The following is a 12,110-nucleotide window of genomic DNA, read 5'->3' as shown; positions in this document are numbered from 1 at the left end:
GGCGGCGCGGTTGACGCGGGACGTCAGGAGATGACCACGTCGCGGTAGTAGTGGCGCAGGATCGCCTGGTAGCCGCTGCCCGAGTTGGCGAGATCACGCGAGCCGTACTGCGACATCCAGTCCCCGTCCACCCAGGCGCCGCACGCGGTGGTGGTCGCGCAGTAGTGCGCCTGCATGATGTTGCCGCTGCGGGTCATCCGGGTCGACCAGGTCCGGTCCACCGCCGCCGACGTCGAGGTCTGCGCCGACGACGGCCGGTAGACCTGATCGCCCGTGTCGTCCCGGACGTCGTAGCACTGCCCGCCGGACGTCTTGCGGGTCGAGTGCAGCGCCCAGTACCAGCCGTAGCTCTTCACGGCCATCGCGCCGGCGTCCAGCGAGGCGGCCGGCCAGCTCGTGATCCACTCGTTCGGGAGGACGTTCTTGACGTACGTCTTGAAGTCGACCCGGTCGACGCGCCCGAGACCGACCCGGTAGACGAGGATGGTGCTCGGCAGCTTGCTGTTGGTGCCGTCGGTGCTACAGCCCGTCGGCCCGCTCAGCAGTTCGTGCGAGGCGTTGTTGTTCTTCAACGTGGCGTTGAGGTTGCCAGTCGCGCCGGCCGCGAAGTCCTGGTATGAGCCGGCGAAGTTGCTGTTGAAGTAGACCCGCACCGTCTTGCCGGTCCGGTTCCACACCGACGCCGCGTTGTTCTTGACGCACAGGCCCTTGCCGGCGCCCGCGCCCTTGAAGTCGTAGCAGGTCGGCTGGGTCGTGCCGTAGTCGTCCAGCGAGTCGGTGAAGTCGGAGACCGAGCCGGCCCGGTTGCTGTTGTAGTAGTAGCAGAACTCGCCGCTGTCGCAGGTTCCGTCCCGTTCGGCCGCCGCTGCCGGCGAGGCGACGCTCAGGATGGAGGCGGACATGGCGAGGACGGCGCCGACGGCGGCGAGGCCCTTGCGGAGATTCACGATTGCCTACTTCTCGTTGTAGCCCTGGGAGTTCCAGAACGCGGTCGGGTCGGCGTTGTCCAGGGTGGGATCGCCGACGCTGACGGCCGCGTGGGTCTGCCGACCGGCCCGGACCTCGACGTGGGTGTGCGCGCCCGAGCTGGAGGACACTCCGTGCCACGACTCGTCGGCGATGATCTGGCCCTTGCTGATGGAGTCGCCCACGCTCACGCCGGACCTCGGCGCGGTGTGCAGGTAGATCACGGTCTTGTTGGACGAGGAGTTGTAGACCGAGATCGTGGACAGGCCGCCGCTGCCGGTGCTGCCCTGCGCGACGTAGGTGACCGTTCCGGAGACCAGGGCGCGCACGTCCGAACCGACGCTGCGGGCGATGTCGATGCCCTCGTGCCGGCCGGGCGTGGTGGTGTAACCGTCGAAGCCGCAGGTGACACTGCCGCCGCTGGCCTGGTACAGGGCGTACGACAGGTTCGTGCGCGTCGACGGCGAGAACTGGTGCGAGGCGTTGTTGTTCTTCAGCGTGGCGTTGAGGTTGGTCTTCGCACCGGCCGCGAAGTCCTGGTACGAACCGGCGTAGCCGCTGTTGTAGTAGACGCGCACCGTCTTGGTGCTGCGGTTCCAGACCGAGGCGGCCTCGTTCTTGATGCACAGGCCCTTGCCGGCGCCCGCGCCCTTGAAGTCGTAGCACGAGGGCTGCTCGGTGCCGTAGTCGTCGAGCGAACCGGTGAAGTCCGAGATCGATCCCGCGTTGTCGCTGTTGTAGTAGTAGCAGAACTCGCCGCTGTCGCAGATCCCGTCCCGGGCCGCCGCCGAGGCGGGCGATGCGACGCTGAGGATCGAGGTGGTCGCGGCCAGCGCGACGCCGACGGCGGCCAGACTCTTACGGATGTTCATGGTGTCCTTTCCGGGACGGTGAGGGGGGTGCGGGTCACTGCCCGCGCTGGTACTGCTCCCAGGTCTGGATCGGGATCTGGGGGCCGTCGTCCGGGCCACGGTTGGCCAGACCGTTCATGCCGAGGTGGTAGTCACCCGTCTGGTGCTGCGCCTGGCTGGACAGGTCCGTGTCACTGATCGCCGTGGCGTGGATGTGCCATGGCCAGTCCCCCTGACTCGGGTCACGGACCCAGGCGGCGAAGCCGACCCGTCGCAGCGCCCGTACGACGGCGGTGCGTCGGGTCGCGGTCATGCCGGTGACCGCGATGTCCACCACACCCCCGCCGTCATGCGTGCCGGCCGAGGTCGGGTCACCCCCGGGGTTGTACGAGCCCTGTTCGAGCACCAGGGTCTGGCCCAGCAGACGCTGCGCCTCGGCCAGCATCGCCTGGGTCCGGGCGTTGACGACGTACCCGTCGCGCGCGACCTTCGCGCCCGGTGCGATCGTGTTGGCGACCGTGTAGCGGTTCTGCCCGAGCCTGGTCAGCGACGTCACGCCGGGCAGGCCGTTCGCGGCCAGTCCGGTGTAGCCGAGTGAGCGTTGGTACGCCGCGTACGCCGAGACGGTCACCGTGCCGAAGTAGCCGTCGACCCACTGCGCGTTCAGCAGGCCCTGCGCCTGCAACGCCTGTTCCACGGCGAGCACGGAGCTCTTCGCACCCGGAGTCAGTGTGTTGTCGGCCCGGCGGGGGTCGATCTGGGCGGCCAGGACGGTGGCCTCCATGTCCACGACGGGCCGCGCGGCGGCGGTGGCGGTCCGCGGCGTCGTGGCGCCGGATGCCGCCGCGTGGGCCGGGACGCCGACGGCCACGCAGAGCGCGGCGAGTCCGACGGATAACCAGGGACGGCGCAAAATGGCTCCTCCTCATAGCTGGTGAGTCGTTCTCGGTTCGACATCACCTTGCGAGAAGTGCCCCGCTGTTCGGTACCCCGGTGTCCTGTCAGATCCGTCAGACCGTCACCGACCTCGATGAATGCGGTGTTGTCAGCTTGGCTCGGAACCCGTGTCTGACATCGCGGCCGGACCTCAGGCGGTCACGGTGACCATGAAGTACACCGGCCGCCGGGTCGGGAAGTACTCCCGGCCAGCCTCGTCGACCATCTTCCAACTGACCCAGCACCTGCCCGGGCGGCTCGGCGCGGTGACCCGAACACGGATCATCACCTGTTCGCCGGGCGGCGTGTCACCGATCGGCACCCGATCCGGTGTCCGGCAGCCGGCACCGTCGGCGGCGGGGTCCATCCGCGCCAGGTACCGGTTGTGCCAGTCGACCTTTCCCACGTTCGCGAGAGCCCACACCTTGTCGAACTGGGCGTTGACCTTTACCTGGGTGCCGTCGGGGATGGTGACGTCGGCGACGAACCTGCTCGAGTCTCCGGGGATCAGGGAGTCCGAGAACGCCGTCGCGGACGGTGACGCGGTGGGTGACGGTGACACGGTCGGCGCGCTGGAGCCGTCGGCGCCCGACCGGCCACGAACGGTCGCGCCCAGGACAGCGGCCACCGCCACCACCAGCACCAGCACCACCGCTGCGATGTTCAGCCACGGCAGACGGCGTCGGCGCGTCGTCGCGACGCGATCCTCGGCGCCCGGATGCTCCACGACCCGAACCACGCCCTGTTCCTCCGGCGCTGACGCGGCGACGACCGGCGCGGGGTCACCGTCCCCGCTGGGCCGGGCGGCCGTCACCGGGCGCTGCGCCTCCTCCCACCGGCCCCGCCACAGGGCCTCGTCCGCCTCGCAGGCTCGGACGAACTCCCGCGTGGTCTCCCACGAGGGAAACCGGGTGCCGGCGGCGGCCTCGTGCAGGGTCGTGTGCGAGATCCGTCCTGATCGCCCCGCCATCTTGCGGAACGAGGGGTCTCCGGCGGCGCTGCGCAGCGTCCGCAACTGCTCGGCGAACCTCTGGGCGGGCCGTCCGTCCGGACTCGACTCCCCGGCACGCTGGTCCCTCATCAGTCCCCCATGTCAGACGACTTTGTCAGACGTTGTCAGAGCCTGTCAGAGGCTACCGAACGAGCCACGGCGAGCATCAATCTGGTGCATCCGTGCACTTACCCCATCAGCCACCCCGGTCGAAGGTGTATGTGGCGGTCACGCTGGTCGCCTCGGATGGGTGAGTTCGCTACGACGCGCCCTGAGGAAGGCGCGCTCGGTCTCGTTACCGGTCAGCGCGATGGCATCGTCGTAGGCGGCGCGGGCCTGCGTGTCGCGTCCGAGCCGGGCCAGCAGCTCGGCCCGGGTGGCGGGCAGCCGGTGGTAGCCGGGAAGGTCGACCGTCTCCAGCGCGGCGAGAGCCGCCTCGGGGCCGTGCGCCTCGGCCACCGCCACCGCGCGGTTGAGCGCCACGACGGGGCTCGGCGCGATCGCGAGGAGCTGGTCGTACAGTGCCAGGACCTGACGCCAGTCGGTGGCCGCGCCGTCGGTGTGCACCGCGTTGATCGCGGCCTGGATCTGGTACGGGCCGGGCCGGTTGCGTCGCAGGCACCGGCGGACCAGATCGTGCCCCTCGGCGATGAGCGTGGCGTTCCACAGTGACCGGTCCTGGTCGGCGAGGAGCACCAGCTCACCGTTTGGGCCGAGCCGGGCCGGGCGACGCGCCTCGATCAGCAGCAGCAGCGCGAGCAGGCCGAGGACCTCGGGCTCGTCCGGCATCAGCGCCGCCAACTCGCGGGTGAGCCGGATCGCCTCGGCGCACAGGTCCGTCCTGATCAACGGTCCGGCGGTGGACGTGTAGCCCTCGTTGAACATCAGGTAGAGCACGGTGAGCACGGGCGGCAGCCGATCCGGCAGCTCGTGGTCGGCCGGTACCCGGTAGGGAATGGCCGCCTCGCGGATCTTCTTCTTCGCGCGCACGATCCGCTGGGCGATGGTCGTCTCCCGGACCAGGTAGGCCCGGGCGATCTCGGGGACCTCGAGGCCACCGAGCAGGCGCAGCGTGAGGGCCGTCCGCGCCTCGAGGGAGAGCGCCGGGTGGCAGCAGGTGAAGATGAGTCGTAACTGGTCGTCCCGCACGGGTCCCACCTCCTGGGGCGCGTCCTGATGCTGGAGCAGGAGGGCCTGGGCGTGCCGGGCCTCGCGGGTCGACTCGCGGCGAAGCCGGTCGATCGCCCGGTTGCGGGCGGTCGTCACGATCCAGCCGCCCGGGTTGGGTGGCGGCGTCCGCCACTTCTCCAGTGCCGTGGCGAAGGCGTCCTGGACCGCCTCCTCGGCGAGGTTGATGTCGCCGAGGAGACGGGCCAGGGTGGCGACACAGCGGCCGTACTCCGCGCGGTAGATGCTCGCCAGGTCCATGTCGGCCGGCCGGCTCCCGGTCAGGCCTGGGACCACAGGTACTGCTTCATGACGATCCTTTCGACAGCTCGACGGTCCGATGCTGACAGTTCAGCGCGGGTCGGTCGCCCGGCTCGATGCCGGGCTCCCACCAGGGCTACGAACGGACCCGGCCCCGATCGACAGGCTCGTCCCGATCCCTCTCCGAGCCGGCACACCAACGGCCCCCGCCGACCGATTTAATAGAAACTTAAGGGTACGAGGGCAAAAAATTGTTATCCGAAGCCCGCTCGACGGCTACCAGGACAGTTACCCGGCACCCTCCTTAATTCTCTTTCCGCAGATTGCCGCAAGCCTCCCACGTGCACATACTTCATCCGACAGAGCGTTATCGCCGACTCGAAGGAATTCACTGGTAATGCGGAATCCTCCCCCCGCGCACGTCGCACCGCCGGACCGGGCGCGCAAGCGCCGCCGCATCGCTCGCATCACGCTCGCCTCGGGGGTCGCCGCCGCCCTGGTGGGCAGTGGCATCTACATCGCCGGCGCCCAGGCCGAAGAGGTCGCCGTTGCGGGCCGGATCCAGGCGGAGGCTTTCGCGGCCCAGTCCGGCGCGCAGACCGAGGGCACCGGCGACGCCGACGGCGGCCGGAACGTCGGCTGGCTCGGCAACGGAGACTGGCTGCGGTACGACGGCGTCACGATCGCCGGCGCCGACCTGAAGGCCCGGGTTGCGGCGAACAACACCGACGGGGGCGCGGTCGAGCTGCGCCTCGGTACGCAGACCGGCGCCCTGCTGGCCAGCTTCCCGATCGCCCACACCGGCGGCTGGCAGAAGTGGACGACGGTCACGGCCACGGCGGCCAGCGTGCCGACCGGCCCGCAGACCGTCTTCGCCGTCATGAAGAGCAGCTCCCGGTCGGACTTCGTCAACCTCAACTGGTTCACGTTCGGCTCCACGACGGGCACGACGCCGAGCGCGTCGCCCTCGCCGAGCGCCAGCCCGGCGACGCCGACCACCCCGGGCACCACCCCGACCACCCCGGGCGCCACGCCCACCACGCCGGGCACCGCGCCCGCGGCTGGCTGGGTACCTGTCGACCAGGCCAGGTGGGACCGGGAACTGGCTGCCTTCAACGCGATCACGCCGAAGCCGGTGACGCCGGGAACGACCCGCGTTCCCGAGTTCCACACGGACTGCGAGCTGGCCAACTCGGCACCGGACGACCCGATCGTCGTCCCCGGCCTGCCGGGCGCGTCGCACATGCACACCTTCTTCGGCCCGAAGATCGACGCGTTCACCACGACCGACAAGCTGCTCTCCTCGACGACAACCTGCAACGCCCCCGGTGACCTGAGCGCCTACTGGACCCCGGAGCTGCGCAAGGACGGCCAGCCCGTACCGATGAAGAGCTTCCGGGTCTACTACGGCTCGCGGGTGAAGGACCCGTCGACCGTCAAGCCCTTCCCGCCGGGCCTGCGGATGGTCGAGGGCGACGCCAAGAAGCAGGTGGACACCCCGAAGAACGCCGGTAGCAACCAGTTCTGGTGCGCCGGCAGCGCCGAGACCGGCCGCAGCTCGGACGGCAACTGGCCGGTCTGCGCCTCCGGCGGCAACCTCATCTTCCAGCTCGTCTTCAAGGACTGCTGGGACGGCAAGAACATCGACTCGCCCGACCACAAGTCGCACATGGGCGACCCGGTCAACGGCGTCTGCACCGGCAAGTACCCGGTGGCGGTGCCGAACCTGTCCTTCATGGTCAACTACCAGTCGCTGGGCGGCAACGGCCTGAGCCTCTCCTCGGGCAAGCCGTCCTCCATGCACGGTGACTTCATGAACGCCTGGGAACCGGCCCGCATCGGACCCCTGGTGAAGTCCTGCCTGAACCAGAAGGCCAAGTGCGGCACCGAGGTGACCTTCGCCGGCGGCTGACCCCACACGCAACCCGAGGCGGGGGGCCCCCCCCGCGGGGGGGGGGGGGGGGGGGGGGGCGCGGCCCCCCCCCCCCCCCCCCCCCGGGCGCGCCCCCCCCCGGGGGGGGGCCCCCCGCCTCTCGTTGGCCGACACCCGACACCGAAGCGTGCGGTAGCCGACTGTGACCATGTCATCACCGAAAGCACACTCCTCCCCGACACGTCCCTGTCGAGTGGAGGAACCATGCGTCTCCGAACGTTCGTCACCGCCGCGCTGGCCGCCGTCCTGGCCGCCAGCGCGCTCGCACCACCGGCGCCGGCCGCCGCCACCACTGCCGACCGCTGGGGCTTCGCGTACGTCAAGGACCCCACCGTGGCGGTCTGGACCGTGCTGGACACCAGCCGGCAGTGGGGTAGCTGGAAGACGGCGTTCCCGGCCGCCTGGGCCGACGGCGTCAAGCTCGCGCCCGGCCGCTTCCAGGTGCGCTTCCCGCAGGTGGGCGCCGGCGCGCGGGGCGTGCCCCACGTGACGCCGGTGAACCGGACCGGGCACTACTGCGAGGTGGTCCGCTGGTTCCAGTCCGGCACCGACGAGATCGTCGACGTGCAGTGCCACCGGCCCGGCGGCACCCGCGAGGACACCCCGTTCACCGTGCTCTGGACGACCAGTTCGGGCGTCGTGGCGGCCGGCACCTCCCACGCGTACGTGCAGTGGGCCAGCGGGGCGGTGGCGCAGTGGTACAACTCGACGGGCGCGGTGAACACCGCCGGGCCGGTGGGCGTCGGGCAGTACCTGGTGCGACTCCCCGGTGTCGGACTGGCCGGCGTGCTCGCCGGCGACGTGCAGGTCACCGCGGTACAGCCGAACGCCGGACCCCGCCGCTGCAAGGTCTACTCGTGGGCGCCCGTCGGCACCGAGGTGCAGGTCTACGTCTTCTGCTATGACCAGGCCGGGGCTGCCGTCAACACCGACTTCGTCCTCTCGTACCACCGTCGCCGGCCGGTGATCGGCTCCCTCGGCCCGCCGTCGTACTTCGGCTACCTGGGTACCGCCGTCGGCGGACCCACCAACGACAACTCGGTGCTCGGCGTCGGTGCGAACACCGTGGCGGCGCTGGTGCCCGCCGGCCGCTATCTGGCGACCTTCCCGCAGGTCGGCCTCAAGGAGACGCACGCCCAGGTGGTGGCGCAGGGCGCCGGCAGCAACTACTGCCACCTCACCCAGGCGTGGACGTACACCACGAACGCCGACGTCGACGTGATCTGCTTCGACAACACCGGCGCGGTCACCCCGCACCGCTTCCTGGCCACCTTCACCTCCCGAATCTGACCACACACGGCGAGTCCCGCCCACGGTCCAACCAGGTCGGACCGTGGGCGGGACCAGGTGCCGCGGTGGTCAGCCGAAGCAGTTGGGCACGGGTGGTGCGCTTGGCGTGCAATTGGTGGGTCGGTTGCCGCTGATGGCCGACTTGTCGTCCACCGTGACCTGACCACCGTCGTTGAAGACCCCACCCGGCGCCACGACGGAGACGTTCTCCGTGACCTTGGTCTGGGTGAGGGTGAGGGTGGCGTTGTTGTAGATTCCGCCGCCGCGTGAGTTCGTGCCGAACGCCTTGTTACGGGCCACGACGGTGCGCCGCAGGACGACCACACCGCTGCCGTTGTAGACGCCGCCGCCGTTCTCGATGGTGCTTCTCGTGCTGGCGGCGTTCTCACTGATCTGGCTGTCCTCGGCCACGAACTGGCCGATCTGGTTGAACACGCCGCCGCCGCGTTGGCCGGCGTCGTTACGAACGATCTTGCCGTGCTGGAGCTGGAAGGTCCCGTCGGTGAAGATTCCGCCGCCCTCGCTACCGGCCGTGTTCTCGGTGACCTCGATGTTCCTGGCCGTGGTGTTGCCGTTGATCCCGGTGCGGATGCCACCACCCCGGAAGCCGGCGCTGTTGTGGTGCACGCGGACGTCGTCGAGCACGGCGACGCTGGAGTTCGACAGGCCGCCGCCCGCGCCGCCGATCGGCAGGATGATGACGGTCCCGATCGTGCTGTTGTCGCTGAGCCTGGTGTTCCGCACCGTGAGGTTGCCGTTGTTGTAGACACCACCGCCGTCGAACAGCGCGCCGTTGTCGCTGATCCGGCTCTCGTCGTCGCCGTACCGCTCCCGGTCCTTGCCGTCCTTGCCGTCCTTGTCCTTGCCGCCGTGCTCGCTGCGGCCGAGGATCCTGGTGTCACCGAAGTTGGCGATCCCTCCGCCGGGGCCGTTGGAGTGGTTGAAGACGACGTCGATGTTCTCCAGGGTGGCCCGGCCGCCGATGTCGACGCGGATGCCACCACCGCCACCGCCGAGCCCGCTGGTGTCGTCGCCGCCCTTGACGGTGGCGTCGCGCAGCTTCAGGTCACCGCCGGCCCCCACCTCGAGGATCCGGAACGGCGTGGCGGAGGCCGCCCGGACGATTGTGGAACCGTTGCCGTCGATCGTGATCGGCTGGGTGACGATGGGCAGGCCGACGGGGCCGTGCGGCACGGGCGGCTGAGGCGCGGACGCGGAGAGCGTGTAGGTGCACCCCTTGGCGAGCCGAAGCTTCGCCCCGTGACCGGCGTTCGCGCGCACGATCGCCGCGATCAGCTCGTTGGCGCCGCACGGCACGTCCCAGGCGTCCCGGCCGCCACCGCTCCAGTCGTCGTCCCCGCGTTCCTTGTCGCGACCGTGCTCCTTGTCGCGACCGCCCGGATCGTGCTTGCCGCTGTCGTCGTCCGCCGCCCGGCTGCTGCCGGCGAGGACCTGTTTCCCGAGCAGTCCTCCGCCCGCTCCGAGGGCTCCGGTCAGGCCGCCGGGCACGCCGACGGCCGCCAGACCGGCGACCCCGGTCAGTCCGGCCACCCCGGCGACCAGCCAGCGGGCCCTGCGCCTCTTCGGCGGACGTGGCTGGTCTGCCGCCGCATCGCTGACGTTCGGGTGTCGATGGTTGGACATATCTGGCCCTTCTCCGTACACCGTGTCTCTGCACGCCACAGTCGGCGCAGACAGCGACAAATCGGTTGCCGCTCCCACCGGGAAACGTAGTAGAGACGAACTCACATCAACCGGACTTATGCGAATAAGTCCTACGTTCGACGCAGGACACGCATAACGCGCATGACGCGCAGCGCGTAGGCCTTGCCCGGCACGGGTGACGGCTGGGCGCCGGAACCGAGCCCCCGACGTGCTGGTCGTCAGCCGGCGAGCAGGTGCTTCTGCACCTTGCCCATCGCATTGCGGGGCAGCGTGTCGAGAAACCTGATCTGGCGCGGCCGTTTGTGAACGGACAGCGTCCGCGCCACGAAGTCGACGAGCTCGGCCGCGCTCACCTGGTCCGCGACGACGAAGGCGGTGACCTCCTGGCCGAGGTCGTCGTTCGGCGTGCCGACGACCGCGGCCTCGCGAACACCCGGGTGGGCCAACAGCGCATCCTCAACCTCACCAGCGCCGATCCGGTAACCACCGCTCTTGATCAGGTCGGTCGACCGACGACCGACCAGTCGGTGCACACCATCGGGTGACACGCTCGCGATGTCTCCGGTGCGGAACCACCCGTCCCCGTCGAGCAGCCGGGCGGTCACGTCGGGCTTGCCCAGGTAACCGTCGAAGAGCATCGGTCCGCGAACCCACAGCTCCCCGATGGCCGTCCCGTCGGCGGGTACCGGCCGCCCGTCCTCGTCGAGCACCCGCGCCTTTACGCCCCGCACCGGCGTGCCGACCATGCCGGGCCGACGGTGCGGGTCGTCGGCGCGATTGCTCAACGTGATCAACGTTTCGGTCATGCCGTAACGCTCGACCGGCCGGTGACCGGTGAGCTGGCGCATCCGCTCGAACGACGGCGCGGGCAGGGCGGCGCTGCCGGAGACCAGCAGCCGCGCCGAGCTGAGGCGCGCGGCGGCCGTCGGCTGGGCGCAGATCCGCGACCAGACCGTCGGTACCGCGAAGTAGAGGGTGCCGCCCGCCTCGGCGTACGCCTCGGGCGTCGGCCGTCCGGTGTGGTGCAGCCGGCAGCCCACCCGCAGCGCGCCGAGCACCCCGAGAACGAGACCGTGGACGTGGAACAGGGGCAGCCCGTGCACCAGAAGGTCGTCAGGGGTCCAGGCCCAGGCGTCGGCGAGCGCGTCGATGCCGGCCTCGACGGCACGGTGCGACAGGACCGCCCCCTTGGGCGCTCCCGTGGTGCCGCTCGTGTACATGATCAGCGCGGTGCGTTCGGGGGCCGGCGCCGGGTGCCGGGTGTCCGAGGTCCGGCCCAGGTCGACCCGACGGACACCGATCCGCGCCGGTTCGTCCCCGGTGCCGCCGAGCAGCAGCGTCGCGCCGGAGTCGCGCAGGATGTGCGCCGTCTCCCGAGGCCCGGAGTCGGGTGGCACGGGGACGACGGCGGCGCCACCGAGCAGCGCGCCGACCACCCCCACCACGGTCTCGGCGGTCGCGCTGGCCCGCACGGCGACGACCGGTTCGCCGCGCAGGTCGTCTGCCACGGCGGCGGCGCATCCCCGCAGACGCTCGGCGGACATCGTCACCGGCCCGAGACGGATCAGGTCATCGACGGCCGGGCTGGAGCGGTCGAGACCGTCGAGCAGACCCATGGACCGAGGCTACGCCGAATGTCACGCGTACATGACCATCAGTATCTCCGGCTCCGGCGCGAGTAGTCCGCCCCCGACCGGCCGCGGCGCCCTGCGGGTCGTGCCAGATGTCGACCCAGTGTGCCTGCCGAGCGAGCCGGCCAAGCGAGAAGCGGAGCTGGAGGCAGTAGCGGCAGCCGGGGCGCCAGTACACGATCGGCAGCCCGTCCGCCGCGCCACGCTGGGGACACTACCGTCGACGAGCGGCTGCGCCCGCGCCGCCCCGCTGGAGACCGACCCGGCCACCGAGCGTCCATCGCAGCCGCCAGGGCGCGTCCCGCCGTCGACGGATTCCATCGGCAGATGCGAATAGGTAAGCGCATCGCTACTATGGGTCAGTCTCGAGGCAAGGGGGTAGTGCCCGCGTGCGAAGTCCCGTCAACGGAACCGCGCCG

The 12,110-nt window shown here is 70.4% G+C and carries 9 protein-coding genes; 2 read left to right on the top strand and 7 right to left on the bottom strand.

All coding sequences use genetic code 11. From position 1 onward, the window contains the following. Positions 1-23: 23 nt before the first annotated feature. The 5 genes from ACIA3K_RS21520 to ACIA3K_RS21500 form a co-directional block, all read right to left on the bottom strand. Positions 24-947 (bottom strand): peptidase inhibitor family I36 protein, encoded by a 924-nt coding sequence (locus tag ACIA3K_RS21520; protein WP_396803193.1) that lies wholly within the window; start codon positions 945-947, stop codon positions 24-26. A 6-nt stretch (positions 948-953) separates the two neighbouring features. Then, positions 954-1,838 carry a peptidase inhibitor family I36 protein gene (locus ACIA3K_RS21515; RefSeq protein WP_396803191.1) on the bottom strand — a complete coding sequence of 295 codons (885 nt, stop codon included), beginning with the start codon at positions 1,836-1,838 and terminating at the stop codon, positions 954-956. A 34-nt stretch (positions 1,839-1,872) separates the two neighbouring features. Then, positions 1,873-2,730, bottom strand: a complete 858-nt coding sequence (locus ACIA3K_RS21510) for a peptidoglycan-binding protein (protein WP_396803189.1) — start codon at positions 2,728-2,730, stop codon at positions 1,873-1,875. A 174-nt stretch (positions 2,731-2,904) separates the two neighbouring features. Beyond that, complete coding sequence (locus ACIA3K_RS21505; protein ID WP_396803187.1) at positions 2,905-3,834, bottom strand: NBR1-Ig-like domain-containing protein; 930 nt, start codon at positions 3,832-3,834, stop codon at positions 2,905-2,907. Between the two features lie 138 nt (positions 3,835-3,972). Next, a complete protein-coding gene (locus ACIA3K_RS21500) occupies positions 3,973-5,172 on the bottom strand; it encodes an RNA polymerase sigma factor (RefSeq protein ID WP_396803308.1) in 1,200 nt (399 codons plus the stop codon). A gap of 397 nt (positions 5,173-5,569) precedes the next feature. Between ACIA3K_RS21500 and ACIA3K_RS21495 the strand changes: the two genes are divergently transcribed. Together ACIA3K_RS21495 and ACIA3K_RS21490 are read left to right on the top strand one after the other, a co-directional pair. Next, positions 5,570-7,084, top strand: coding sequence for a DUF1996 domain-containing protein (locus tag ACIA3K_RS21495; protein WP_396803185.1), 1,515 nt, complete (start codon positions 5,570-5,572; stop codon positions 7,082-7,084). A 225-nt stretch (positions 7,085-7,309) separates the two neighbouring features. Then, positions 7,310-8,395 (top strand): hypothetical protein, encoded by a 1,086-nt coding sequence (locus ACIA3K_RS21490; protein ID WP_396803184.1) that lies wholly within the window; start codon positions 7,310-7,312, stop codon positions 8,393-8,395. Positions 8,396-8,464: 69 nt separating this feature from the next. Here ACIA3K_RS21490 and ACIA3K_RS21485 read toward each other — a convergent pair whose 3' ends face one another. Next, entirely contained in the window at positions 8,465-10,039 is a 1,575-nt protein-coding gene (locus ACIA3K_RS21485) for a hypothetical protein (RefSeq protein WP_396803182.1), read from the bottom strand. A gap of 239 nt (positions 10,040-10,278) precedes the next feature. Continuing rightward, a complete protein-coding gene (locus tag ACIA3K_RS21480; RefSeq protein WP_396803180.1) occupies positions 10,279-11,676 on the bottom strand; it encodes an acyl-CoA synthetase in 1,398 nt (465 codons plus the stop codon). Between the last annotated feature and the right edge of the window lie 434 nt (positions 11,677-12,110).

It is taken from the genome of Micromonospora sp. NPDC051543 (assembly GCF_044454415.1).
In the GTDB taxonomy this organism is placed as follows: Bacteria; Actinomycetota; Actinomycetes; order Mycobacteriales; family Micromonosporaceae; genus Micromonospora.
Note: the sequence above shows the minus strand (reverse complement) of the source record. Positions and strands in the feature narration are given on the sequence as shown.